Below are 24946 nucleotides of genomic sequence, written 5' to 3'. Positions count from 1 at the left end.
GCGAGGGATCTCCTGAATTTTAGAAGATCTTTCGCTATGCTCAGGATAGTCTTAACGGCATAAATCAAAGCCATTCATCATAATTATGCTTGTGCTACTCTGAAACGTTCCTGATAAAAGAGTCCAAAAAAGCCAATGACCGCAAAGCCTAAAGTAACCGGGATAATGCCTAAACCATAGATAAACGCTCCGGAAACCTTCGTTCCCCCAAAGCTATTAATTATCAAACCAATGATCGTATGGAAAGCATAACCAAAACTCATAATAATCATATTAGCGACTGCTGTTGTTATGCCCGCGACATGTTCAGGAACATAGGTTGATGCCTTATAGATCGCTAAAATTTGATAAGCTGAGCAAACGCCTACAATGATGAAGCCAAATGTCATCGTTGTTGCTGTTAACGCATGGGAAATTAAGGCCATGAAAATAAGCATCATAAATAGACCGGCACCAATGATTACGCCCAAATAATTACCTGTCTTTTCTGCAACGTAACTTAGGACAGGGGCTCCAAAACACATCCCAATAAAAATCATGGAGGGTAAATAACTGGCTAACCCTTTATCAAAGCCATAAACCTGCATTATAAACGCAGATCCCCAAACGTCGGCAAAGCCTTCCAACGGACCAACCATCAATCCAGCTAAAAAACATAGAACGAGAATTTGACGATTAGTGATCACCTGTTTGATATCGGCTACGATGGTTGTTCTATGGTTAGCCTTTTGGATATCAGGAACAATAAAATAGGTGATGACAGCCAAACTGATGCCAAAGAAAGCTAAAATCTCTACGACAACTTTATAATCCCAAATTGTACATAAATAACTGACTGGTCCACCGCCATAAATAGCGCCAATTAGACCTATTGTCACCGAAAAACTAAGCATCCTGGTGAAATATTGTTCTTTGAAACCCATACGTATTATCTTAAATGTCCCGAGAATCGCAGCGGATGAACCCACACCTATCAAAACCCGACCAACCAGTGGATAGACCCAATGTTCAGCAAAAATAATGGGTAAGAGACCCAAGACAGTTAGCAAGATACAGGTTGTCATTACTTTTCTTGGACCAAAACGGTCAAGCATAATGCCAATGGGGAGGTGCATTAAGGAGTAGCCAATGTAATAAACACCTGAAAATTGCCCAAATACCGCAGTGTCAATGTGAAATTGCTGAATAAAATTATCCAGCATGATATTGGGCATTACCCTTAAGATGTATTGATAAGCATAAAACAAGGAGGCAATTACCCATATTCCCCAAGCAGCAGTACGTGTGATTGATTTATTCATAATGATCACTTCAAATTAATTTAAAGAACGACTAAAGATTTGATTGGGATTGTGATAGATAGAGTACTCCGCCTCAGCGGAGAAGGTTGCTAAGAAGAGAAATTAGGAAAAATTGTTTGTCGTCGGTAGACATCTTTAGTTCCTAAGAGAGTAAAAAAGATTGCCAATGAAACCATAATATGCGCATTATTTTCTTAAGTCAATGTGTTTCTTCTTATGTCGTGTTCTTAGGTTGTACAATAATATTCCTTTTTTTCAGTGCAGAGCATTCGATTTATCCTAATAATTTGAATTTTATCCTAGGTGATATATATATAACATTATGTATTAAAATTAACCAAAGTGGCTCCATGAAAGCAAAAAGTATAGTTTTTGAATCAGGAGAGGAATGTAAGGTTTTAAATGATGGGGAGCCTTTGGGAGATGGAGTAAATGGTTCTGTATATATGATAGAAACAAAAGAAGGTAGTAAATTTGCATTAAAGTTTTCTGAGACAGTGGATCTCTCAGAAGAATCAAACATGTGGAATAGCGTGATGCATGATTTAGGCAAGGAATACGAACATTTATCTAGTTCCAAAGTTGCAAATGGAACGATTAGCTTTGAGGATGGAAGTTCAAATAAGTCTGGAAACCGTGGGATGATGATCATGCCTTTAATAGAAGGAGTAACTGCAGAACACTATAAGAAAGGATTATATGAGCTATTATCAGCAGAAGGTTTATTAAAAATACCCACCAAAGAGGAATTTGAAATACCTAAACTAGACTTCAAAGGCAAAACTCAAGAACAAATTAGAAGGGACTTAGAACAAATTAGAGTACGGACTGCATTATATAATAAAGCTTTAGAAAATCTTGATCAAACGCTAGGTGAACTATCAGTTACTATTGTGGTTAGCAAGATCCGAGAAAAAATGCTTAAGTTAGGGTATGAACAAGGTGATTTACATCTAGGAAATTATATGGTTTCTAAGGATGGCCTTGTTGTTCCCATAGATATGGGAGATGTTCATCGGATTGAGTTACAGAAAAATCCCGGTCTAAATGAAGAGGTAAAACTAAATGAACAGAGAGATTTCAAAACTGCCTTGAAAGAAGCAAGAGATGAACACTCTAATGAGGAACACGAAGAAAGTGCTTTCACTTCGAAAAAATAATTACAGATACGGGACGGAAAAAATCATCGCATCACCTGTTGCCTCAATAGAACCTGTTGCCGAAGGACAAAAAATATACTGAGTCGTTGCCTCAGAATAGGTGTTGCTTTTGAGAGGTTTTGTTGCGATTAAAAAATAATTGCTATTGAGCCTGGTGGGTGTGTGGGCGAGAAGCCTGTGAGTGTGGGCAATAACTGTGAATAACGTCTTTTTGTTATTCATGGTTTTGTCCACACGTCCCATAGGGCACAGGCTGGTCCGAAGGACTCGTCCATCATATCCACAGGCTTTATGTTCCTGTCTTTTTACAATATTGAATAAGACTTTCATTAAAGAGCCTTTCTTTGTTTTACATGTTGAATATTCACTAATCTAAATATTAATTTTAGCTTTTTTTGAATCTTTTTTTGCAAGTCAAACGGGTCGAGTGTATTAAAGGTCTCTTGTAATTTTGTTTTCTGAGCGAGAGTAAGACCATTCGACGTCATCAGTCGCTGATAGGGCGTTTGGGGTTGATCATATTTTTTGATTACACGGGATTGAATTCGTACTTTGTCAATGAGCTTAATGCAAGGATAGAAAAAATTAAATAACAAGGAGACTTCGTTAGAATATAAGTCATTCATAAGCTCAACGAGCTTTGGATTACCAAAACGATGATAACCAAACAGTTGACGCACATGAGTCCAGTTCTTTTGTTCAACATGTGCATTATCGTCTTTTTTATAAGGACGAGAGCGAGTAAATTGAACCGCTTTTTGTGGGTCCCGCTCAGTAAAATAATGAATGAGATGCCAATTGAGAAACTCTGAGCCGTTATCACAATCAAACCCTTTGATTTCAAAAGGTAAATTTTTTTCTATGTCTTGAATACCCCCCAAGACACCATGAGCTCCTTTATTCCAAGTGGCCCGCATTTCTGTCCAGCCACTGAAAATATCCGTCAGCGTAATAGACCAAACAAAATCACCGGCTAGTGATGCTCCACAATGCGCAACGCTGTCGGCCTCCATAAAACCCACTTCGTTAGTATTCCACTGATTCGTATTGACTGGAATTTGATTCCTGAGAATACTTCCAGGCTTTGTTCCACTTAAGCCTTTTCCATAGCGAGTTTTAACAGGCTTGAGTAAGCGATCAATTGTAGCAGCGCTCATGGTTAGCAGTTGAGAGGATATCTCCGCCGCTAAAGGCTCATAATGATTTTGATAATGAGGTAACCATAAGGGAAGAGCTCTCTTTAATCGTTTACCACACATCTGATCCGTGCCAAGCCATATCTTTTTTAAAGGCTCCAGCAATATGGATGGGTCATAGGTCTTCTTTTTTCCAACTTTCTTCGGACTTTTATCAGAAATGGGTAACTGTCTTAATAAACGAGCTGCTGCTTTGCGATGATAATGATGCGTCTCGCAAAATTCATCCAGAATGCGTTTTTTTAACGCTCTATTGCCTCGTTGATAGCGGATACGCTGTATTTTTAGGTACAAATCCATATTCACTTGCCCCATTTCTGTTCCTCTCGCTCGGCAACAGCCATATTGAGGCAACGAAGCAATTTATGGACTTATTTACGTCATCCTTCGGCAACAGATAATTTGAGGCAATTCGGTCAGGGATAAACGCATAGTAAGTTAATAGTACCTTAATAAAAATCTGTTATTATCTCGATAGTAATTACGAACAGGTTTTGCCGTGTTAAGCTCCCAAAAGATAGAAACCATACTAATAGAAGATCGAGCAGACAAAAGAATTAGAGAAGCTATTTCTGTTTCACCAGTTTTTGAAAATTGCTTTTTTCATTGCATCGCTCTTCACTATTTATGTAACAACATTCGGTTACCTGAGGATTTATTTCGTCCCGCCAAGAATGATTCCAAGCTTGTTTTGCAGTTAAAAGAACTACTTAAGGACGAGGCTGCTTTACATGAATTTTTTATCGATTATGAGCGCTCTAAGACAAGTACTTCGTCTTCTAAACGAGAGCTTGCAGACTCAGAAGAATTTGACTCTACGCAGTATTTATTTGAAAAAACGCTAATTTTAGGAATTCTATTTCGTCATTGGTTTGTGAATCAATTGGATAACAAACATAGCCTTGCTGTTCGTTATGAATTTCCTCATCTAGAGAGCAGAGGTTGTGATGAACGACATATCACGTTTTCAAAATTGATTGTTAAATTTAGGGAAGCAGCGCTTGAAGATGCGCAAGCACCACTTGTTGATCTTAAACGTAATCTTGGAGAAATGAATGATCATTTAAGTGCATTGAATTCGCTGGTGGCTCATGATGAAGAACTGACAAGGCTCGTTGGAGAGCTTAAGCAACTTATTGGTAAACAGAGCATTGCTCTTGCCGAGCACATCCCCCAAATTAAAATTTCTGATGCAGAATCCGCACTTAAGATTGCAGAAGCGTCTCTCCTGGCAGTGAAAAAAGCATTTCAAGAGCTAAAAATCAAATTGGAAGAGAAGGGCATAGCAACGTCTAAGGAAGCGCCTAAAGATATTCAGGACGCAGAAAAACTGCTTAACATTAATCTAAGCGCTACTCGCGGTTACCTGGTTAGTCTTCTGGAGCAGCTTAGAGATACACCTAATCCCGTATATGAAGCCAATAAGGTCTTCTTCGATGAAGAAAGATGGAAAATTGATGATGTCGAGTATTTTAGAAGTTATTGGGAAGAAGAAGGTTACCCAAATTATCTTGAATATCTTCGGCGGCCAGGGGTTAAAATCTCTTATGGCGATGTTGATTCAATTTTAGCTAAGTTTTTACCTTACGCCATTTATGGTTATGAAAGTAAAGCCCCCCTCATCGCTTATGAAGCGCCCCATTTTGAGCTCGCTCTTAGTATTCGTGAAGGACATTTCTATTTAATACCAACAGAAAAAACGATGGCTGGCCTTTTAGCATATGCAATACAAAAGCAGGAGTACAAAGAGAATTACGATGAGATTCAGAGTTTACAAACGGGTCTTCTCGTACATGAGGAATCTACTACTCTTAGTATTCAGGACAAGTTTATTCTGGCTGGCAACTCCTCCTCCTTGTTACTGGCAGCAACCTTCCCATTAACCGACCTTGAAACTAAGGATCCTGAGGCGCCAATAGCAGCACTAGTATCCCGATTAAGGCAGTTAAAACTTGAAATGTCTCCACCTAAACGTGTGGTGGTTGAGTCTAGTCAAGGGTCATTACTTACAGATTCAGTTAGCATTCCCAAGTCAATTAGTCGAATTCAGTCATCTCCACCTGAGAGTAACCGATCGTTTAAGGGTCAAGTGTCTACAAGCTTGGAGCTTGCAGATTCCCAAACGAATGTAGATGCATTTGAGGAATTAAGTCACCCAGAGATGCTGAAGCCAGAAGAGATGAGTGAAGAGGTCGGAGAATTATACTGGGAAATAGAATCATACGATCTAAGAGACCAAGAACGTCAATTGTTGAACCTTCTAAAAAAATTGGGTAGTAAAGCCAGCCTCTTTACTGAAAAGGGTAAGACGCAGGAGCACTATAAGGCAGCAGCAATTGCGGCTGGGACTTTGCATGTACAGCTTCTAAAACATTTTGCCAATCTTCTCGGAAACACTGAGGACTATGGAACTTTTAGAAAAAATTGTCTAAAAGCAATTCAGGATAACAGGGGGGAGCTTGAGAATCATCGCGAAGAAGGTGGTTTGTTAATGCAAATTTTAGGAAACATTGCGCTTGCTATTGTGGGGCTTGGCGTTTTTTACGGGGTTGGTTTACTCGCTCATCGCTATTTCTACGGTCGTTTTTTCCCGTTTGCGCCGGAAACAGCACAGCAAGTTTCAGAAATTGAGATGTTACTTCCTCAGCTCGAAGTGAAAGGATAGTGTTAATTTGATCATTCTTCCTGAAAACAATTAGCCAGAATTTTTCCTATTTCTACTAATCCAAGTTTACGCATGGTGTTAATATTCCTTTCTGGAATGGCCTCTGTTGCTCCATAGAACTTAATCGCCTTCTCCAGGCTTTTTTCTCTTAAAAGATGGATCATCGGATAGGGCGAGCGATTGGTATAGTGAGACACATCGTCAAAGGCTTCCTCAGCAAAACAATAATTAGGATGAAAGCTCGCTATCTGATAAATGCCTTCATATCCCCTCTCTAACAGAAATAACTCACATAATTCAATGAAATCAAGGTAATGGAAAAAATCTTTGAATAAATACGGAAGAATTAGGAGGGTCGTTTCTATACCTTGTTGGCTCTCTAGGCGCATAATCTCCGAAAAAAAATCTTCTGTAGCCTGTTGTATGTTTTGGGCTGGACTAACTTGCATTCTTACGGATTTTCTCTCTACCTCTCTTTTGGCAAAAGGGCATAGATTAAATTGAATAACAAAGGATTGCAGCCATTTCTGGGTGTGCGCAATTATCTTGGATTCATCAATTGCTACATTTTTCATAAAAATTCTCAGCCAGGAAAAGACTATAATCAAAGAAGCACTTTATTGATGGAGTCATTATGAAAACGCTTATGCTCTTTTTAATGGGCTTTTCATTCATCTCTTATGCATCATCTCAAGATCCTAATACTTCTATGAATCCTGATACACGCTTATTGCCTTCGCCTTTTCCCGTTTATATTATTGGTGAGGGAGTTGTCATTAACCACCCCTATCCGGGTGCAAAAGACGTATCATTGCCCACGGATAATAGCTATACCGCAGCACCGGGGTGCTACATCGCTTGCTATTCTCATTCTAAAGGGGTGTACTCCGTTTCACCAACCATTTATGTCATGGGTCAGATTCGCGTGAGAGGCCAATATAAGGAGCGTATTTGCCAGCCTGAAGGTTATTTTAATCAAGATATTAGCGCTGCGGATAAATTTAAGCAATTATGCTCACAAAAGATCAAGTCTTGCAAAAATATTGAATGTTGGGCAGGTGGTGATACTGGGGGTTGGTTTGGTATTCAGTGAATGAGAGTTTAATTTACCTCCCCTCACCCGCCGCGCTACGCGCGTCGACCTTTCCCACAAGGGGTGAGGGAGGATCTCATCAATCCGCAGATAAAAATTTAATCTCTTCAATCATGGCACTTATTCTGGCTTGCAAGTAATGGTCATTCTTGGCGAGTAATTTGGCTTGCTTTAATTGCCTTACGGCCTCACGCTTGCGTCCTTGTAAAAGTTGGCATTGAGCTTCGGTAAAATAGGCATAGCTTTTATGGTGAGCAGCTGCCTGAGCTTGAGCCAAGGTTTCGCATAAGGCTAAATCTTTTTTAAATTGCCTGGAACCTTTCAACAAAATACTGGCTGCTTGTTCCGCCTTGCCCGCTGTTAACAAACCCTGACCGTAAGCCATAAGAGCAGCGTAATTCTCAGGATAGTTGGCTTGTAAATTATGAAGCCTCCTCAAGGCAACATCAGATTGCTTATTGCCCATTTCAGCTTGGGCCATAGCGATTTGATAAAACAGATTATCTTGATCTTGCGCAAGGAGAGCGCCTAATCGCGCTGCTGCTTGTTGGTATTGATTGACACGAAGAAGGGCTAATGCCTGGCCATATTGACACGCTGCTCCACTATTTTTTTTGTGGCATTGAGACTGGTAATAATCAAGCAATTGTTTGCTGTTACTGGCGACAGAAACACGAATTAACTCTTTAAATAAGCGGTAATCGAGATTGCTCTGGACATTTCTTTTGCCAAGATAATCAATGCGATTTTCGGCTTCAGCAATCCGATCATCATCAAGCGGATGTGTTCTTAAAATGGCGGGAATATGTGCAGTGTAATAGTAGCGTGTATTTTCTTGCATTTTTTTAAAAAAACTAGCCATAGCTCTGGGATCAAAGCCAGCTTTTGCAAGCATGTCGATGCCAATGCGATCGGCTTCTTTCTCATTCGCTCGCGTAAAATTAATGTTATCTTGAGCAAAACCACTGATTGAAGCCAATAATGCGCTACCACCCAATGTTGGGTTAACCACTCCTAGCGCCATCGACGCCAGTAAAGATGCAAGCAGAGGGATACGCATCTGTTTTTCATGTTGTATTAAGTTATACAAGTGATGCAGGCGAACGTGAGCGATTTCATGTGCCATAACGGCAGCAAGTTCACTTTCATTCTCAGTGACCAAAATTAATTGTGTATTGATACCAATGTAACCCCCTGGTCCTGCGAATGCGTTTATCTCGTTTGATTTCACAATAAAGAAATAAGGCATAGGAATATGAGCAAAGCGCGAAAGCCTTTTGCCCACATGATTAAGGTATTGGTTTGCTAATGGATTACGCTCAATACTGTCAGATTGATTAATGAGTTGAATAAATTCTTTCTCTAATTCTTCCAGTTCACGTGTTGAATAAGGGGTAAGCGCAAAGGTATTAACAGCAAGACTTTGAAGAGCGAAAAAAACGCCCACAATGCAATAAGTGCTCTTGCGAAAAATACCTTTTCGTTTAATAGGATGCAATAGGTTCATAAGCCTGCTTATTTGTTAAAAGACATGGCATGTATGGATATTTTAAATACAAGAATGATTTAGTATATCACAGCAAAAGAGTGACGCGATGGGAAATATCTTTAAAAAAATCTGGACTAAAATGAGTGTTTGCATGACAATGCACAGTCTTTTGATACTCGATCGTCAAGTTTATTGACTGGCTTTTTGGAACATCGAATTACCGTGGCTTGACCACGGTATCCATAATTTATGAAGATCGCTGGATACCGTGGTCAAGCCACGGTAATTCGGTTTTTGGGTTTGTCAAATTAGAAAACTTACGGATCGAATGATAGGTAAATTTTTGAATTGGCGTTGTCTACTCAAAAATTGAATAATTTGTTATCATATTTGAATTTTTAATTGCTGATTTAACTATGCACAACTACTTTATGCTGGCTGCCCTCGAACAAGCCTGGCTCGGACGGGGTACTTGTGCACCAAATCCAAGTGTTGGTGCTGTTGCAGTGCGTAACAGCGAAGTTATTGCGCGCGCTTGGCATCGAGGAGCTGGAACGGCGCACGCAGAGCAACTTCTCTTGGAACAAATTCCCAAAGGACTTGGTGACGTTACCCTCTATATTACTCTTGAACCTTGCAATCATTGGGGAAAAACGCCACCTTGTGTGTCAGCAATCATCGAACATGGTATTGCGAAAGTCGTCTACGGTTTTTGTGACCCCAATCCCCTTGTTATTGCCAATGATACACCCAAAATCTTGCAATCTGCGGGTATAGACGTATTACACTTCCCCTTACCTGAGATTGATGCTTTTTATCAAAGCTATTGTTATTGGACACTAACTAAAAAACCTTGGGTTACGGTAAAGATTGCTCAATCTTTCGACGGTAAAATTGCTGGAGAAGGGGGAGTAAGGTGTCAGCTGTCGAATTCGGATTGTGCTGAATTTACACATCAAAATCGTTTGCACACGGATGTTATCCTCACTACTGCAAAAACTGTTCTTAAAGACGATCCTTTATTGAATGTTCGTTTGCAAGGGCAGGAAGTTAGTAAACCGTTGGCAATTTTAGATCGTCGCCTAACACTGGATAAAGCAGCGAAAGTTCTCAATAGCGCCAAACATTGTCATATTTATCATGATAAAGCTTATACTATCCGTGAACCCAAGCCTAATTGTAGTTATCATGCTGTTACCGCCGAGAATAATCGACTTGATTTAGTAGAAATCATCCAGGATCTAGGTCATCTCGGCTATCATGATGTCTGGGTCGAAGCAGGGGGGCTCTTATTCTCCGCCCTACATCAAGAGAAATTAGTGCAACGAACCTATGTTTATCTTGTTCCTGAGATTTTAGGTGAGAACACAACGAAGGCTTTTCATGGCAATGCTATTTTTACTCAAAAAAAAGCTGTTTCCTGGGAAATTAAAGCTGACAATGTCATAGCATGCTTCGATTGGCAGGAGAGTTTATGTTTACAGGATTGATTGAAGAACAAGGCGAGATTGTTGCTAATATTGCAGGAGAAATCGCCAATCGCTTGCTGATTAAATCGCCTTTTACGCAACTGCAAACCGGCGAAAGTATAGCTGTAAATGGCGTCTGCCTCACTTTATTAGCAGAGCATGATGATCATTTGATTTTTGATGTTTCTCCAGAAACGCTGGCTTTAACCAATTTGGGGGCGTTGAATGTTGGTGATCATGTTAATCTTGAGCGTGCCATGTCAGCGTCAAGCCGTTTTGGCGGTCATTATGTGAGTGGACATGTCGATACCACAGCCATTGTAAAGTCGATAACCCCCTTGAATGAATATGTGGAAATTGTGGTAGGCGATTTTGTGGTTTGTGCTAAGATGTACCTTTTACCAAAAGGAAGTATAACGCTTGATGGTATAAGCTTAACCATTAATGCAGTCACGGATGATAATATCAAATTGATGTTGGTCCCGCACACATTGGCAAAAACGACTTTTGGCCAATTGCATGTTGGCAAGCCGGTGAATGTGGAATTTGATTATTTGACTCGTATCGTGGCACATCAGCTCAAGATTGCGGGGCAATTGAAAAACGAGGTTGAAAGATGACAAGTCCTTTCGCAACCATTGAGCAAGCGATTGATAGATTAAAGGCCGGGCGCATGATCATTTTGATGGATGATGAGAATCGTGAAAACGAAGGTGATCTGGTGATAGCGGCGCAACATGTTACTCCTGAAGCCATTAATTTCATGGCTCGATTTGGTCGTGGACTTATTTGTCTACCCATGGACGGAGCACTTATCGATAAATTGCAGTTACCCATGATGGCAAATCACAACCGCTCGCCTTATGGAACTGCTTTTACAGTCTCGATTGAAGCAGCGAAAGGTGTTTCCACAGGAATTTCAGCAAAAGATCGCGCCCATACGGTTAAAGTCGCTATTGATCCGAATAGTGGACCAAGTGACATTATCTGTCCTGGACATGTTTTTCCGCTGCGCGCCAAGCCACGTGGGGTCCTTGAGCGTGCGGGTCAGACCGAAGGCAGTGTTGATTTGATTACTCTTGCCGGTCTTACTCCTGCTGCAGTCATTTGTGAGATCATCAATGATAATGGAACCATGAGTCGTCGAGACGATTTAGTAAATTTCTCAAAGTTACATGATATTCCTTTGGTTACCATTAGGGACTTGATCGATTATCGTATTCGTCATGAAAAATTGGTTGAAGAGATTGCAATAACCAGGCTACCTATCCATGATTATGGTGATTTTGCAATGTTAGCTTTTGAAAATGCACTCGATTCTTTTGAGCATTTTGCTTTAGTACGCCCTCCTAAAATTTCGAATCAGGTCCCGCTTGTACGCATTCATTCTGAATGTGTAACAGGCGATGTATTTGGTTCTTGTAAGTGCGATTGTGGAGCTCAGTTAAAACAATCTTTACAACAACTTGCTGATCAAGGCGGGGTGCTTATCTATCTACGTCAAGAGGGACGAGGTATCGGGTTAGCCAATAAATTGAAAGCCTATGCGTTACAAGAGGAAGGTTATGACACTGTAGATGCTAATTTAAAATTAGGTTTTCCGGCTGATAATCGTGATTATGCTGTGGCTTATCAAATATTAAAGCACTTGGGTATAGAGGCTGTGAGGCTGCTAACCAATAATCCCAAGAAGGTGGAAGCGCTGGAAAAATATGGCCTCAGGGTGACGGAACGTATTCCTCTGATGATCCACCCCACCAAAGAAAACCATGACTACTTAAAGACTAAAAAACATAAACTTGGCCATTTGCTAACCATCGAATAGAGGGATTATGAAGCATATAAAGATTGAATCCAAAGACATAACGCACTCATTCCCAATTGGCGTTGTTGTTAGTCGTTTTAACCAGGATATTACTGGAGAATTACAGCGGGGTGCTGTTGAGAGGCTTAAAGTACGGGGTATTTCGGAGCAGGATATTATTCTTGTCGAAGTTCCAGGCGCAATCGAGATTCCCATCGTCACCAAGCGCATGGCTATGAGCAGGCAAGTGAAGGCTATTATTGCTTTGGGTGCAGTAATTCGCGGTGAAACCAGTCATTATGACTATGTCTGTGAACAAGTGAGTAATGGCTGTCAAAGGATAGCATTGGATTATAATCTTCCGGTCATTTTTGGTGTATTGACCACTGAGAATGAAACTCAAGCTTGGGATCGCTTAGGAGGGAGTCACGGGCATAAAGGTGCTGATGCTGCTGACTGTGCCATAGAAATGCATCAAATTTTACAAAGTTTGTATACGCTAACGTCTATCTAGGGACGTTCCCTAGGGTTAGGAATGAAGAGACGATTAACTTCAAATCCTGTAAAGTTAACGTGAAGGATAAGCAAGGATACTTTTTAGGGAGAAAAAATGAATAAAAATATTCCATTGATGGTAGCTGGCTTTGTTTTTGCGTTGGTCGCTATTGCTCACTTATTACGTATAATTTTCAAATGGGAAATAGTCGCATCAGGTTATGTCCTTCCTATGAATGTGAGCTATATTGGATTCGTTGTCACAGTGCTTTTATCCCTCTGGATGTTTTTAGCCAGTAGAAAATAAATCCTTTGTCTATCCAAACGTTGTTTTGTCGGGTTATAAGTTACGGTCTACGTCTTGTAACCAGCAAGCCTATCAAAAATAAAATGAATAAAGAAATGGCCGAAAATCCTGAGACCCAATAAAATCCATTCATGAAACTTGTCATAAAGTTGGAATAGATTTCTGTTGCATTTGCACCGAACACCTGCGTCAATGTGTCTCTCGCATGCTCAGGATCGGAAAGCAAGTAATGGATTTGCTGATGTTGTTCTGGAGTTAAAACCAATGCTTCTTTGTATAACAAAGAATGAATGGAGGCAGATTCGCGCCAATGAAAAATAACCGAGCCTAATGCTAAAGCAATAGACCCGCTTAGATTCCAAAAAGTGAATACTGTACCAATAGCCTTCCCTGTTTTTTCAGCAGGAATGGAGCTTGTAATTGCAGCGATTGAGCCAACGTTTGCGATTCCCCATGAATAACCCATTAAAGCAAAAGTAAACAAGACGAATAAAATAGTGATTGTGGGGGTAAAAAAGAGATGCAGGATTGCTGTGATCACTGCTGCAGCTAATGCAAAAATAATGAGACGAGAGACACCAAATAAATGGAGTAATTTTTCAAAAAATAATGAAATAATAACTTGTACTACAGGCATGCAAAGTAAAAATGACCCCACCCAAAATGCCGTCAAGTTTCGCATTAATCCTAAATAGAGTGGGTCAAAAAACAAGAAAATGAAGGTTAAAATACCAGCAGACCAGCATATTAGGGCGGCCAATATTGGATTAACCTCTTTAAACAAACTTAAGTCAAGCAAAGGATGAATGGTTTTATTTTCATAAATAATCAGAAAAAATAATCCAATAATTCCTACTAAAATGGACGCCCAGGTCAAAGTAAGATTCCAGCCATATTGCTCTCCAGAGATAATCCCATATACTAGCGAGCCTAGTCCTACCATTAATAAAAATAATCCTGTCCAGTCGAATTTAACCTTCTCCTCTGGTTTAGGAGAGGGTTTGAGTGTAAAAGCACACATCAATATTCCAATGATAATAATAGGAATGTTAATCCAAAATACCCAGCGCCAGCTTAGAAAAGAAATCAATACCCCGCCTAAAAAAGGCCCTATTGCGAGCCCAGCACCATTAAACGCACTATATACTCCTATTGCTTTTGCCTGCTCTTCTTCAGGGAAAGCTTGCGGTAATAGGGCAACGCCAATAGTAAATATAATGGCTACGGCAAACCCTTGAAGCGCTCGAAAGAAAATTAACCATTCGATTGAAGGAGAACCTCCCGCCCCAAGTGCTCCACCCGCGAATAAAGCAAAACCAAGAAAGAAAACTCGTTTTCGTCCAAATAAATCTCCGGCTTGACCTGCCGCTATCAAAAACATACAAAGGATCATGCCAAAAATATTCATGACCCATTGCAATTCTAAGACAGAGGCATTTAATTCTTTCTGAATAAATGGCAGTGCCGTTGCAACGATGGTGTAATCTAAAAATCCTGTAAAAGATAGAAGACTTACTCCAATCAATGCCCACCACTTGGTGAAATTACTTTGAGTGTCCACGGAGAATTCCTTTTCTTAAATGAATAGTATTACCGCTATATATTAAAGAATCAAAAATTATTAAAACAAAACGGGTGTAATTGGGGAGGACGTAAGAGGTTTAAGGATTATTCTTTAGCTGACTTCCCGCTCCTGTCAAGTCCGGGACGAAACGTCGACTTACACTTTTAATTGCACCTTAAAAACATGATTCTGGAAATTATCTGTTATTTTTGCTCTTCTTTTGTTATAATAAAATCCCGTTTATATGCATTAATTTATTCGCTTCTGGCGGCTCAGCATCTCAAACGGGGTCATCTATGACAAATTATATTTTCATCACTGGTGGGGTGGTTTCTTCTTTAGGAAAGGGCATTGCCTCCGCCTCTCTAGCAGCAATTCTTGAAGCTCGTGGGTTAAGTGTTACCTTAATCAAGCTCGATCCTTATATCAATGTTGATCCTGGGACAATGAGTCCTTTCCAACATGGTGAAGTCTTTGTAACTCAGGATGGTGCTGAAACCGATCTTGATCTTGGTCATTACGAACGCTTTGTGCGTACGACGATGACCAAAAGAAATAATTTTACTTCGGGTAAAATTTACGAAACGGTTATTAAAAAAGAACGCCGCGGTGATTATCTGGGAGGAACTGTCCAGGTTATCCCTCACATTACCAACGAGATTAAGCGCTCGATTAAAGAAGGTGCTGAAGGTTTTGATGTGGCAATGATTGAAATTGGTGGTACCGTTGGTGATATTGAATCACTTCCTTTTCTAGAAGCAATTCGGCAAATGCGTATTGAATTAGGGGCTCAACGCGCCTTGTTTATCCATTTGACCTTAGTTCCTTATATCGCTACTTCAGGGGAAACTAAAACAAAACCCACACAACACTCTGTTAAAGAATTACGGTCAATCGGTATTCAACCTGACATTTTAATTTGTCGCTCCGAAAAGCCTCTATCGCTAAATGATAGAGCCAAAATTGCTTTATTCACCAATGTTGAAAAAGAGGGTGTTATCTCCTTACAAGATGCTGAGAGTATTTACCAAATCCCGATGATTTTGCATAAGCAAGGCTTAGATGAGATTGTGGTAAGAAAAATGACCCTAAATGTTAAAGTAGCCGATTTGAGTGAATGGCAAAAAGTTGTTGATGCGCAAGCCATACAAACGATGACCGTTAAAGTTGGTATGGTAGGTAAATACACAGAGTTAAGTGATGCCTACAAGTCAATTAACGAGGCTTTAATCCATGCTGGTATTCATACACAAACCAAAGTTGAAATCGTTTATATTGATGCTGAATTAATCGAAAAAGATGGCCCAGAGCTTCTGGCTAATGTTGATGCTCTACTCATACCTGGAGGTTTCGGAGAACGTGGTATCGAAGGTAAGATCAAAGCAATTCAGCATGCACGCGAAGGAAAAATTCCTTTTCTTGGTATTTGCTTAGGTATGCAAACTGCCGTTATCGAATTTGCTCGCAACGTAGCAGGTTTGACTAATGCTAATTCCACTGAGTTTGATAAAACGACCCCTCATCCTGTTATCGGATTAATTAGTGAGTGGATGGAAGCGGATGGCAAAATTAACCTACGAGATGAACAGTCTGATTTGGGGGGCACCATGCGTTTAGGCGCACAACTCTGTCAATTGGAGACGAATTCTTTGGCTTATAAAGTTTACAAAAAAGCGCAAATCTCTGAGCGACATCGGCATCGTTATGAGGTTAACAACCAACTTCTTGATGTTTTGACACAACACGGTCTCGTGATTTCGGGTCGCTCAATGAATGATAATTTGGTTGAAATGATTGAGTTACAGGATCATCCTTGGTTTGTGGCTTGTCAATTTCATCCGGAATTCACATCAACGCCACGTGATGGTCATCCGCTCTTTGAGCAATTTATATTGGCTGCACGTAAAGCACACCAGCAAAAGGATAATGTATGAAGTTATGCGGGTTTGAAGTAGGTATTACCTCTCCTTTGTTTTTAATAGCAGGACCTTGCGTTATTGAAAGCGAGGCTCTGGCTTTGGAAACTGCAGGCTATCTTAAAGAATTATGCGCTAGCCTGAAGTTACCCTTTATTTATAAGTCCTCTTTTGACAAGGCAAATCGTTCATCTGTAAGCAGTTATCGTGGCCCAGGGTTTGAAAAGGGTTTAATGATTTTGGAAAAAGTGAGGCAGCAAGTTGGTGTGCCTGTTTTAACAGACGTTCATGAGGACACGCCGTTATTCGAAGTAGCTAGCGTGGTAGATGTTTTGCAGACTCCCGCTTTTCTATGTCGCCAGACAAACTTCATTCAAAACGTGGCTGCGATAAAAAAGCCAGTAAATATCAAGAAAGGACAATTTTTATCCCCATGGGAAATGAAGCATGTAGTTGCTAAAGCCAAAGCCTGTGGGAATGAACAAATTATGGTATGTGAGCGTGGTGTCAGTTTTGGATATAACAATCTTGTTTCGGATATGCGTTCTTTACAAATCATGCGAGAAACGCAATGTCCTGTGGTCTATGATGCGACCCACTCTGTGCAATTACCTGGTGGGAACAATGGTGTCTCAGGTGGGCAAAGAGAATTTGTACCTGTTTTAGCCAGAGCGGCTGTGGCTGCCGGTATCTCAGGGATTTTCATGGAAACTCATCCTGATCCTGATAAAGCGTTAAGTGACGGCCCTAACAGCTGGCCATTGGATAAGATGAAAAGCTTACTGGAAATTTTGATGGCTATTGATAACGTTGTTAAAGAAGGCAGATAAAATAGGTTGGGCCTTGGCCCAACAATTTTAAGATACCGTACCGTTTGATGTTGGAGTTGTTGGGCCAAGGCCCATAGCCGTCAGGCTAAGAGTTTAAAAGCACTCTCCTTCGCAGAAGTCAAAGGTCAAAAGAGGTTTCTTTTTTGAATCTTTGATAGCAAAGAGGGAGAGATTTTCATAGAAATCATTCAAGAAATGCTTTAATCGATAAGGAGACATGAGGGCGATAATCAATCCAGTAGCCTTGGAACTTAGTTGGTGACAGGCTTTATAAAAAGAGAGTTGTTTGCCTTCTATGTTGCGCATGGGATTGCATAGCAAAAACAAAAGCATCATTGCAATAAACTTACCATAGGTTTCAATAATCACTCGAGCAAACTTTTTAGTTTTGATAGAGTCAATATGCATTAAGGATTTACTTAATTTAAAGAGGAGTTCTACCTGCCATCGTAAAGCATACGTTTGATGAATTGCTTTATTATTGATTTGAGTTTCAGAGGTATTGGTAATATAAATAGACCAACTTTGTAAAGCCAACGATTCCTGGTTTGGTGTGGAACCACGGCGACGATGATCTTTTATAAGTCTTCTCCGCCTTTGCTCGGCAATGACTGGTGGTAATCGTTGAGCGACCAAGCGGACAGGAATTTTATGCGTTGCTCCCATAAGGACCTGCTGAGAAAAGAATGGTGCAGCATTCTCCAAGGTAACGAGTAAATCAAAAGGTTTCTTATCTTGTGTTAGAAGTTTAGTTCCGGTGAGCAAGCGGCTTATGAAGAAAGCGTTTTCTTCCATAATTTTCTTAAACGTGTTCAGTTTAAAATAACCTAAATCCATTAAATAAAGAGCTCCTTTTTCAATAGTATTAAAATAATTATCAAAGCCCTGATCGTTATCACAGCCCGAAGTTAGAGTAAGCTCTTTTATTTGTCCACCAAGATAATCAAACATCATTTGGATTTTCATAGCGGAACTGGATGCGGCTCCGCCACTGCCTTTAAAAAGCTCATTCAGCGCCTGATGTAAGGATATAGTACTGCTATCAATGATGTTAAGGCTACTAAATTGCTCCAATCCTTGGAGTTGAGGTAACTTTTTCATTTGAAAGTGCTTTAAACAGAATAATGAAAAGGCTTTAAGAAATCCGGCTGTTCGTTCGTTAAATCGCTCATGTAATGATTGTTTTTTGATATAAACTTTTTGCGTTTTTACCAATCCACAGAAAAGTTCCAAATTAAAATGTTCTGAAAAACAGAGCGTTATCAATGATTTTATAAAAACACTAGGTGTCAATTTTGAACGGCGTTTCTGAAAACCTGTTTCCTTTCCTATCCGATCCGCTTCATAAGTAAAAAATTTAAAGATTTCTTGAGGAATATTTGATAGGGTATCCAGCAGCATAGAGTCCCTTTTGGTTGTTTTCCTGGCGGGAAAAAATTTAAAAGGGTACTCTAGCTTTTTTTATTATTATTTCAATAAGTTAAACAAACAATTTCTTTCTTAGCCTGACGGCTATGGGCCAAGGCCCAACATTGGTACTACATTGTCTTAAGCAGCAATATATGTCTCTTCCGCCTTTAATGCGCGCCTTAAAATTTTGCCGACGTTTGTTTTGGGAAGCTCTTCATAAAATTCGACAACTTTAGGGATTTTGTATGCGGTTAAGTGTTCACGACAATGCGCAATAATTTCTTCCGCGGTTAAATTTGGGTCTCGTTTAACAACACAAGCTTTGACCCTCTCGCCTGACTCCTCATCCATAATGCCAACAACACCCACCTCAAGAACTCCTGGGTGCATGCTAATGACCTGCTCTACTTCGTTTGGATATACATTAAAACCTGAAACATCGATCATATCTTTTTTTCGATCGACAATGTAGACATAACCTTTCTCATCAACTCTTGCTATATCTCCAGTTTTTAAAAAACCGTCTTGAGTAAAGACTAATGCTGTTTCATCAGGTCGTTGCCAATAGCCAGCCATGACTTGCGGGCCTTTGACACATAATTCACCGGCTTGACCCACAGGGACATCCTGACCGGCATTATCGCGAATCGCAATTTCTGTGGATGGTAAGGGAAGACCAATGCTACCATTGTATTCTTCTAGGTACATTGGATTGATAGTGACTGCAGGGCTTGTTTCGGTTAAACCATAGGCTTCAAGTACTCGCGTATTCGTTTTTTCTTTCCATCTTAAAGCAACGCTTTTTTGTAAAGCCATCCCACCAGCTAAGGCAAGTTTAAGTTTTGAAAAATCAATTTCATCGAATCGAGGGTGATTCAATAGAGCGTTGAATAATGTATTTACGCCAGTAATGGCAGTAAAGCCACTTGTTTTAATCTCGCTGATGAAATGAGAAATATCACGTGGATTCGTTATTAGTATATTCTTGGCACCGGCTCTTATAAATGTTAGACAATTCGCAGTCAGTGAAAAGATATGATAGAGGGGTAATGCAGTGATAATAATATCTTCACCATCAATCGCTAAAGGAGTTATCCAGGAGGAAGCTTGCAATACATTGGCAATCATGTTGCCGTGGGTTAAGATGGCTCCTTTGGCCACCCCAGTTGTTCCTCCAGTGTATTGCAGAAAAGCAATGGAATGGTGATCAAGATGTATCGGTTCTAATGTCCCACTCTCTCCTCGTCGCAAAGCCGTATTAAAACGTACGGCTTGAGGAAGATCATAAGCAGGTACCATTTTCTTAACATATTTTACGACAGCATTGACGATAAATCGTTTGATGGTTGGGAAAATGTCGCCAATTTCGGTGACAATAATATGCTTAATATTTGTGTGTGGAAGTGCTTTTTCCACAGTTTTCGCAAAATTGGCAAGAACAATGAGCACTTCGGCTCCAGAATCTTTCATTTGATGAGCGACTTCATCAGGGGTGTAAAGTGGATTGGTATTTACAACAATGTATCCAGCTCGCAAAATTCCGAATAGAGCAATGGGATATTGCAATAAGTTAGGCATCATGATAGCGACACGTGCGCCTTTTTTTAGACCTAGTTGCTGTAGATAAATGGCAAATTGTCGACTTTTTTTGTCCAATTCTTCATAAGTTATTGAATTGCCTAGGTTAACATAGGCCACTTTGGAGGCGTACTTAAGGCAAGATTGCTCAAATAACTCAACCAATGATGTATACTCGTTTGGATCAATTGCTTGAGGTACGCCCTTTTGGTACTGTTCTAACCAAATCTTATCCACGTCGATATCCTTCTGTTATTAATCCCCTCATGTTAGTATAAACAAAAAACAGGGTGATGGATATCGTGATTATGGTCGATAATTTATTGAAATCACAGGCATTTAAGCTAAAGGGTCGATTCTACACCTTCACTGTTTTGCAATTGCTAAGGTCTGATGCCGCGCTTTTTGCACAACAGTTAGCTGAGGTTATTGCCAAAGCGCCTCGGCTTTTCGATAGAACGCCTGTGGTATTGGACTGCAGTGCTTTAGATGATGTGGAGCTTGACTTGCAGGTTCTATGTCGATGTTTGCGCGAACATCATTTGGTTCCGGTTGGGATTCAAGGGGCAACCCCCTTACTTGCCACCCTTGCCCAATGTCAAGGTTTAGCTGTCTTAAATGCCTCTTCGGCGCATGATAAGCCACTCCTTGAGGAGGGACATGAAGTAGCCAATACAGAGTCTGTCAGGACAAAACTATTAACTTCTCCGGTTCGCTCAGGACAGCAGGTTGTTAGCAAGGATGGTGACTTGGTGATCACTGCTTCAGTAAGTCATGGTGCAGAGTTGCTCGCTGATGGGAATATTCATGTCTATGGAGCGCTCCGAGGGCGAGCTTTAGCAGGTATTTCAGGTGACCAGCAAGCACGAATTTTTTGCCAAGCGCTAGAAGCAGAATTGGTATCGATTGCCGGTTTTTATCGTTTAAGTGATGCGATAGAACCACAGAGCGGTCCGTGTCAAATTTATTTACAAGATGAACATATTCATATAGAAGCCTTATGTTAGAACCTGTTGATGCTGTTTTTATTTCCGACTTACATTTGCATCCTGATGAACCAGAGATAAATGCGCGGTTTAATGCCTTTATTGATTGGGCAGCACTTAATACGCGAAGTCTTTATATTTTAGGCGATTTTTTTCATGCTTGGCCTGGGGATGATGGGCTGGATTCTTGGAGTAGGGGGGTTGCAGAGCGGTTGTCTTCGCTAGCAAAAAATGCGGTCAGTGTTTACTACATTCATGGCAATCGCGATTTTTTATTAGGTAATCAGTTTGCCACCTATGCCAATATGCAAATTCTCACTGAGCCTGCCGTGATTCAATTTGATCAACCGATCATGCTTGCGCATGGCGATAGATATTGCACCAATGATAAAAAACATCAATGGTTTAGACGCCTTACTAGAAATCCTTACTTCCCCAAAATTTTTCTAAGATTGCCATTTAAGTTTCGTAATAAAATTGTTCATAAAGTCCGTGAGCATAGTCAAAGCAATAAAAGAAAAACGGAAGCCCAAATGGACATTGTTTTAGATTCAATGCTAGAACACATGCAACAAAGACAAGTAAATACTTTGGTTCATGGCCACATACATAAGGCAGGCTTAATAAATCACGAGTATAATAATAGGAAATATAGCCAATATGTTTTAAGTGATTGGGATGACAGGCCCAGCGTGCTGTGTTATAAAAAAACTATTGGTTTTGAATTTATTTATCCTGTTTAGGAGGAGAGGTAGATGGTAGATCAAAGAACCAAGTTCGCCCAAGAGGTGCAGGATAAGGTAGCGGCGGAAAACAAAGCTGCTCAAGATGCTCTTAAAGAAGAAAATAAAAAGAATAGAGCGAACTATTATGCGGAAGCCGATACTAAAGTCCGCCAAGACATACGTGAAGAGAATTGGAAAAAATGGGAAGAGACAATGGCCAACCAGCGAGGAGGAGCTGAAGCTTACAATGAATGGACGACTGGAATGAACAATATTGTGAATTCTCTTAAAGCGTTTAACGCAGCTTTGGCTTCTGAATGGAATGTAAAGATACCGTGGGGGCATCCACAGTTGTTGGCTGGATGGAAGAGTGTACCTAGCTATAATCCCTCTTGGGATAAATCAGACACGTTAAAGTTTACGGACGATTGCACCTATGTAGTTGGCTTGGATGATAATGGCGTTTTACATAAGCAAGCCTATTTCACTCAGAAAGAGGGGGATAAAACAACACCTATTCCTATACCCCCCGGAGCACAGCAGCCTTTTGACGATGCGTTTAATGAGTGGGCTCAAAATAACAACCTTACCATTCAGCCTGACGGTAAAGTTAAAGATCAAACCGGTAGAGAGCTGGATAAGGCAGATTTCGATAGGCTCAAAAAGGATCCTACAAATGGTTTTCATACGTTTATAAATAATAAACTCGGTCTATCCATGACAGATACGACTGATTTACAAGAAAGTAGTGGTTTAACACCTTAAGTTCAATGACAAGGTATTCCGCTATGAAAACGGAATACCTTATCTTCCCCTGAAATCAATTCATTCTCAATTTGCATAAAAAAATTGCATCTCTCCTCAATGTTTTTTCCATAGAGCGTTGCTAATTGCAGGTAATCCTGAAAATGACGTGCTTCAGATTTGACTAGGGATGAGTAAAATTTTTTTAACAGTGGGTCTTCAAGAACAGAAAGGAGCGCATTGAAGCGTTCACATGAACGCGCCTCAATGATTGCCCCAACAATTAACTGGTCTACCAAACGTTGGTTACACCCTCCTTTTGTGACGTGCTTATGCATTTGTTGTGCATAATTACAGGGCGGTAACGGAGTAAAATGAATCTGACGCTCGGTCATGAATTGCAGCACTTTCTCAAAATGTAGTAACTCTTCACGGGCTAAAGGAGACATCGCTGCAACCAGTTCTTTTTTCTCAGGATATTTGCTAATAAAATTGACGGCTGTGGCAGCTGCTTTTCGTTCACAATGGGCATGATCAATTAACAGTGTAGGTAAATTGTCTAAGCATGCTTCTAGCCATAAACTTGGTGTAGGGACACCAAGAAAATCAATTAACATTTGCAAATCGTGGGTTTGTGGGCTTAGCATCATAAAAATTAAACTATACTCTTTTAAAAATAGAGAGCGTTATATCACAGAGTGTTGCAAAATCAAATTGGATGAATAATGAGCGAAGAAAAAACAGAAAATGATTTATCAGAGTGGTTGTCAACTTACGGTTTAATTACTGCTGAGCGTATTTTGGAGAGATACAAGATACGCTTGCAACCTGAAGATCTGGCTAGTGCAATTAAAAGCCCTAATACCTTTTATCATCGAGTGCTGCATGTCCCTTTAAAAAATGTTCTCAATGGTATTATTTTGCAGCAAGCTAATGATTACCAAGTGTATGCGCAAAAGCTATTTATTGATTATTTATTGTCTGGAGAAACATCTAAAAGCGAAGACTCACCTGGTGGCTTTACCCGTGAGGATCTGGAAAAGGAACGACAAGAACTTATAAGAATCGGGGAAGCGTTCCATGAGCAAGAGTTGGTCCATAACAACTTGATTGCCGAAAGCCAGCGAAGTTTGATGAAGTTAACTGAGCAATGGCATAAAGTTTTGGCCAATGTAGCCAGAGATATTAAAAAAGCCCTGCAGGCAGAAAGGGTTTCTGCAAGCGACAATGCTGTGATACAAGCAATCAATATTCTGCTGATTATGTATGATTTTACTCAAACAGAAGACGTATCACTCAAGGGGGAAAGTTGGTCACGGGTTGAAAAAATACTTGGTCAGACATTAAATAACGAGGCAAGACAAAAATTTGTTGACCAGATGCCCAAACTAAGAGATTTCATGCTAGAAACCGAGCCCTCGTTTACTGCTTTTATGGACAAAATAGGTGACATGACTGCAAAGCTACGAGATTTCCGCAGCCAGTTTTATAATTTGATTTTAAGAACCAATGAATTAATAAAAGTGCTTCCAGAATTTCACTTTGATCCAGCGCAAACTGAAGAAAATAAAGAATCGTTGCTTTTTGATGCTGCCATCGGTGAACAAAGCTGATTTTCACGATCGTCATTCCCCTAAGATGAATTTCTATTAGCCAGCTGACCCATCAATCAGGTATAATGTCGCGCTTTTAATCTTAGTTATTTTGGAGTGTGCTATGGCAAATGAGTTAACGTTGTCTATCATTAAACCTGACGCTGTTGCTAAATCGGTGATTGGCCAAATTTATTCACGTTTTGAGAATGCGGGGTTACGTATAGTCGCTGCGAAGATGGTTCAACTTTCTCGTGAGCAAGCTGAAGGTTTTTATGCTGTGCACAAAGCTCGCCCTTTCTTCAAAGATCTTGTGTCTTTCATGATCTCAGGTCCAGTCATGATGCAGGTATTAGAAGGTGAAAATGCCATTGCTAAAAATCGTGAGCTTATGGGAGCAACGAATCCAAAGGAAGCTGCACCTGGGACTATTCGTGCAGATTTTGCTGACAGCATTGATGCGAATGCGGTGCATGGTTCTGATAGTGCAGAAACAGCTGCTCAAGAAGTTGCATTTTTCTTTGAGCCTCATGAAATCTGCAAGAGATAAGTTCGGACTTTATAACTGACAAGTTGTTAGCCCTTATATGCTTGGGAGATGCAAGCATGTAAGGGTGTTATA

The 24946-nt window shown here is 40.2% G+C and carries 24 protein-coding genes; 15 read left to right on the top strand and 9 right to left on the bottom strand.

Features of this window, described 5'->3' with window-relative positions; translation table 11 throughout:
- Positions 1–83 precede the first annotated feature (83 nt).
- Positions 84–1301, bottom strand: a complete 1218-nt coding sequence (locus CKV79_RS07640) for an MFS transporter (RefSeq protein ID WP_028374108.1) — start codon at positions 1299–1301, stop codon at positions 84–86.
- A 350-nt stretch (positions 1302–1651) separates the two neighbouring features.
- Here CKV79_RS07640 and CKV79_RS07635 point away from each other — a divergent pair, with 350 nt between their 5' ends.
- Positions 1652–2461 (top strand): hypothetical protein, encoded by an 810-nt coding sequence (locus CKV79_RS07635; RefSeq protein WP_131796116.1) that lies wholly within the window; start codon positions 1652–1654, stop codon positions 2459–2461.
- Here the strand turns inward: CKV79_RS07635 and CKV79_RS07630 are convergent, their stop codons facing one another.
- Together CKV79_RS07630 and CKV79_RS07625 are read right to left on the bottom strand one after the other, a co-directional pair.
- Positions 2462–2791: a hypothetical protein gene (locus CKV79_RS07630; protein ID WP_095141755.1), complete on the bottom strand. Its 330-nt coding sequence runs from the start codon at positions 2789–2791 to the stop codon at positions 2462–2464.
- Positions 2791–3972, bottom strand: coding sequence for an integrase (locus CKV79_RS07625; RefSeq protein WP_095141685.1), 1182 nt, complete (start codon positions 3970–3972; stop codon positions 2791–2793). Before CKV79_RS07625 ends, CKV79_RS07630 begins: the two co-directional genes overlap by 1 nt.
- A 184-nt stretch (positions 3973–4156) precedes the next feature.
- Here CKV79_RS07625 and CKV79_RS07620 point away from each other — a divergent pair, with 184 nt between their 5' ends.
- A complete protein-coding gene (locus CKV79_RS07620) occupies positions 4157–6322 on the top strand; it encodes a hypothetical protein (RefSeq protein WP_028374188.1) in 2166 nt (721 codons plus the stop codon).
- A gap of 11 nt (positions 6323–6333) precedes the next feature.
- Here the strand turns inward: CKV79_RS07620 and CKV79_RS07615 are convergent, their stop codons facing one another.
- The gene (locus tag CKV79_RS07615) at positions 6334–6897 is read right to left on the bottom strand and encodes a DUF1415 domain-containing protein (protein ID WP_035916171.1); all 564 of its coding nucleotides are present in this window, start codon (positions 6895–6897) and stop codon (positions 6334–6336) included.
- A gap of 59 nt (positions 6898–6956) precedes the next feature.
- On the opposite strand from CKV79_RS07615, the gene CKV79_RS07610 reads away from it, so the two are divergent.
- The gene (locus CKV79_RS07610) at positions 6957–7415 is read left to right on the top strand and encodes a hypothetical protein (protein WP_028374187.1); all 459 of its coding nucleotides are present in this window, start codon (positions 6957–6959) and stop codon (positions 7413–7415) included.
- A 79-nt stretch (positions 7416–7494) separates the two neighbouring features.
- Here the strand turns inward: CKV79_RS07610 and CKV79_RS07605 are convergent, their stop codons facing one another.
- Positions 7495–8922, bottom strand: coding sequence for a M48 family metalloprotease (locus CKV79_RS07605; protein ID WP_035916168.1), 1428 nt, complete (start codon positions 8920–8922; stop codon positions 7495–7497).
- A 398-nt stretch (positions 8923–9320) separates the two neighbouring features.
- Between CKV79_RS07605 and ribD the strand changes: the two genes are divergently transcribed.
- From ribD to CKV79_RS07580, 5 genes are all read left to right on the top strand, one after another.
- Positions 9321–10394, top strand: a complete 1074-nt coding sequence (gene ribD, locus CKV79_RS07600) for a bifunctional diaminohydroxyphosphoribosylaminopyrimidine deaminase/5-amino-6-(5-phosphoribosylamino)uracil reductase RibD (RefSeq protein ID WP_028374185.1) — start codon at positions 9321–9323, stop codon at positions 10392–10394.
- On the top strand, positions 10379–10993 hold the full coding sequence (locus tag CKV79_RS07595; protein ID WP_028374184.1) for a riboflavin synthase: 615 nt from the start codon (positions 10379–10381) through the stop codon (positions 10991–10993). The genes ribD and CKV79_RS07595 overlap by 16 nt, the downstream gene beginning before the upstream one ends.
- Complete coding sequence (locus tag CKV79_RS07590) at positions 10990–12198, top strand: bifunctional 3,4-dihydroxy-2-butanone-4-phosphate synthase/GTP cyclohydrolase II (protein ID WP_028374183.1); 1209 nt, start codon at positions 10990–10992, stop codon at positions 12196–12198. Before CKV79_RS07595 ends, CKV79_RS07590 begins: the two co-directional genes overlap by 4 nt.
- Before the next feature lie 7 nt (positions 12199–12205).
- Positions 12206–12691 (top strand): 6,7-dimethyl-8-ribityllumazine synthase, encoded by a 486-nt coding sequence (gene ribH / locus CKV79_RS07585; RefSeq protein ID WP_035916166.1) that lies wholly within the window; start codon positions 12206–12208, stop codon positions 12689–12691.
- 96 nt (positions 12692–12787) lie between these two features.
- Positions 12788–12979 (top strand): hypothetical protein, encoded by a 192-nt coding sequence (locus CKV79_RS07580; protein WP_028374181.1) that lies wholly within the window; start codon positions 12788–12790, stop codon positions 12977–12979.
- Between the two features lie 40 nt (positions 12980–13019).
- Here CKV79_RS07580 and CKV79_RS07575 read toward each other — a convergent pair whose 3' ends face one another.
- Positions 13020–14540 (bottom strand): MFS transporter, encoded by a 1521-nt coding sequence (locus tag CKV79_RS07575; RefSeq protein ID WP_028374180.1) that lies wholly within the window; start codon positions 14538–14540, stop codon positions 13020–13022.
- A gap of 299 nt (positions 14541–14839) precedes the next feature.
- Between CKV79_RS07575 and CKV79_RS07570 the strand changes: the two genes are divergently transcribed.
- Together CKV79_RS07570 and kdsA are read left to right on the top strand one after the other, a co-directional pair.
- Positions 14840–16477 (top strand): CTP synthase, encoded by a 1638-nt coding sequence (locus CKV79_RS07570; protein ID WP_028374179.1) that lies wholly within the window; start codon positions 14840–14842, stop codon positions 16475–16477.
- Positions 16474–17289, top strand: a complete 816-nt coding sequence (gene kdsA, locus CKV79_RS07565; protein WP_028374178.1) for a 3-deoxy-8-phosphooctulonate synthase — start codon at positions 16474–16476, stop codon at positions 17287–17289. The genes CKV79_RS07570 and kdsA overlap by 4 nt, the downstream gene beginning before the upstream one ends.
- 93 nt (positions 17290–17382) lie before the next feature.
- On the opposite strand, the gene CKV79_RS07560 is transcribed toward kdsA, so the two are convergent.
- Positions 17383–18690 (bottom strand): IS4 family transposase, encoded by a 1308-nt coding sequence (locus CKV79_RS07560; protein WP_095141691.1) that lies wholly within the window; start codon positions 18688–18690, stop codon positions 17383–17385.
- 147 nt (positions 18691–18837) lie between these two features.
- Positions 18838–20514, bottom strand: coding sequence for an AMP-binding protein (locus tag CKV79_RS07555; RefSeq protein ID WP_028372928.1), 1677 nt, complete (start codon positions 20512–20514; stop codon positions 18838–18840).
- 71 nt (positions 20515–20585) lie between these two features.
- On the opposite strand from CKV79_RS07555, the gene minC reads away from it, so the two are divergent.
- The 3 genes from minC to CKV79_RS07540 are packed head-to-tail and all read left to right on the top strand — an operon-like array spanning position 20586 to position 22753.
- Entirely contained in the window at positions 20586–21284 is a 699-nt protein-coding gene (gene minC / locus CKV79_RS07550) for a septum site-determining protein MinC (protein WP_028372929.1), read from the top strand.
- Positions 21278–22006: a UDP-2,3-diacylglucosamine diphosphatase gene (locus CKV79_RS07545; protein ID WP_028372930.1), complete on the top strand. Its 729-nt coding sequence runs from the start codon at positions 21278–21280 to the stop codon at positions 22004–22006. Before minC ends, CKV79_RS07545 begins: the two co-directional genes overlap by 7 nt.
- A 12-nt stretch (positions 22007–22018) precedes the next feature.
- Entirely contained in the window at positions 22019–22753 is a 735-nt protein-coding gene (locus tag CKV79_RS07540; RefSeq protein ID WP_028372931.1) for a hypothetical protein, read from the top strand.
- Positions 22754–22755: 2 nt separating this feature from the next.
- Here the strand turns inward: CKV79_RS07540 and miaE are convergent, their stop codons facing one another.
- Positions 22756–23379, bottom strand: coding sequence for a tRNA-(ms[2]io[6]A)-hydroxylase (gene miaE, locus CKV79_RS07535; RefSeq protein ID WP_028372932.1), 624 nt, complete (start codon positions 23377–23379; stop codon positions 22756–22758).
- Positions 23380–23457: 78 nt separating this feature from the next.
- Between miaE and CKV79_RS07530 the strand changes: the two genes are divergently transcribed.
- Both CKV79_RS07530 and ndk read left to right on the top strand, forming a co-directional pair.
- A complete protein-coding gene (locus CKV79_RS07530) occupies positions 23458–24345 on the top strand; it encodes a hypothetical protein (protein WP_028372933.1) in 888 nt (295 codons plus the stop codon).
- 103 nt (positions 24346–24448) lie between these two features.
- Positions 24449–24874 (top strand): nucleoside-diphosphate kinase, encoded by a 426-nt coding sequence (ndk, locus tag CKV79_RS07525; RefSeq protein WP_028372934.1) that lies wholly within the window; start codon positions 24449–24451, stop codon positions 24872–24874.
- Positions 24875–24946 lie beyond the last annotated feature (72 nt).

Source organism: Legionella lansingensis (assembly GCF_900187355.1).
Taxonomy (GTDB): Bacteria; Pseudomonadota; Gammaproteobacteria; order Legionellales; family Legionellaceae; genus Tatlockia; species Tatlockia lansingensis.
The sequence above is the reverse complement of the archived record's forward strand: the minus strand, read 5'-3'. Positions and strand labels throughout refer to the sequence as shown.

Coding starts and splice junctions, on each gene's coding strand:
- CKV79_RS07640 (WP_028374108.1), bottom strand. CDS start 1,301: ATGAATAAATCAATCACACGTACTGCTGCTTGGGGAATATGGGTAATT.
- CKV79_RS07635 (WP_131796116.1), top strand. CDS start 1,652: ATGAAAGCAAAAAGTATAGTTTTTGAATCAGGAGAGGAATGTAAGGTT.
- CKV79_RS07630 (WP_095141755.1), bottom strand. CDS start 2,791: ATGAAAGTCTTATTCAATATTGTAAAAAGACAGGAACATAAAGCCTGT.
- CKV79_RS07625 (WP_095141685.1), bottom strand. CDS start 3,972: ATGGGGCAAGTGAATATGGATTTGTACCTAAAAATACAGCGTATCCGC.
- CKV79_RS07615 (WP_035916171.1), bottom strand. CDS start 6,897: ATGAAAAATGTAGCAATTGATGAATCCAAGATAATTGCGCACACCCAG.
- CKV79_RS07610 (WP_028374187.1), top strand. CDS start 6,957: ATGAAAACGCTTATGCTCTTTTTAATGGGCTTTTCATTCATCTCTTAT.
- CKV79_RS07605 (WP_035916168.1), bottom strand. CDS start 8,922: ATGAACCTATTGCATCCTATTAAACGAAAAGGTATTTTTCGCAAGAGC.
- ribD (WP_028374185.1), top strand. CDS start 9,321: ATGCACAACTACTTTATGCTGGCTGCCCTCGAACAAGCCTGGCTCGGA.
- CKV79_RS07595 (WP_028374184.1), top strand. CDS start 10,379: ATGTTTACAGGATTGATTGAAGAACAAGGCGAGATTGTTGCTAATATT.
- CKV79_RS07590 (WP_028374183.1), top strand. CDS start 10,990: ATGACAAGTCCTTTCGCAACCATTGAGCAAGCGATTGATAGATTAAAG.
- ribH (WP_035916166.1), top strand. CDS start 12,206: ATGAAGCATATAAAGATTGAATCCAAAGACATAACGCACTCATTCCCA.
- CKV79_RS07580 (WP_028374181.1), top strand. CDS start 12,788: ATGAATAAAAATATTCCATTGATGGTAGCTGGCTTTGTTTTTGCGTTG.
- CKV79_RS07570 (WP_028374179.1), top strand. CDS start 14,840: ATGACAAATTATATTTTCATCACTGGTGGGGTGGTTTCTTCTTTAGGA.
- kdsA (WP_028374178.1), top strand. CDS start 16,474: ATGAAGTTATGCGGGTTTGAAGTAGGTATTACCTCTCCTTTGTTTTTA.
- CKV79_RS07560 (WP_095141691.1), bottom strand. CDS start 18,690: ATGCTGCTGGATACCCTATCAAATATTCCTCAAGAAATCTTTAAATTT.
- minC (WP_028372929.1), top strand. CDS start 20,586: ATGGTCGATAATTTATTGAAATCACAGGCATTTAAGCTAAAGGGTCGA.
- CKV79_RS07545 (WP_028372930.1), top strand. CDS start 21,278: ATGTTAGAACCTGTTGATGCTGTTTTTATTTCCGACTTACATTTGCAT.
- CKV79_RS07540 (WP_028372931.1), top strand. CDS start 22,019: ATGGTAGATCAAAGAACCAAGTTCGCCCAAGAGGTGCAGGATAAGGTA.
- miaE (WP_028372932.1), bottom strand. CDS start 23,379: ATGCTAAGCCCACAAACCCACGATTTGCAAATGTTAATTGATTTTCTT.
- CKV79_RS07530 (WP_028372933.1), top strand. CDS start 23,458: ATGAGCGAAGAAAAAACAGAAAATGATTTATCAGAGTGGTTGTCAACT.
- ndk (WP_028372934.1), top strand. CDS start 24,449: ATGGCAAATGAGTTAACGTTGTCTATCATTAAACCTGACGCTGTTGCT.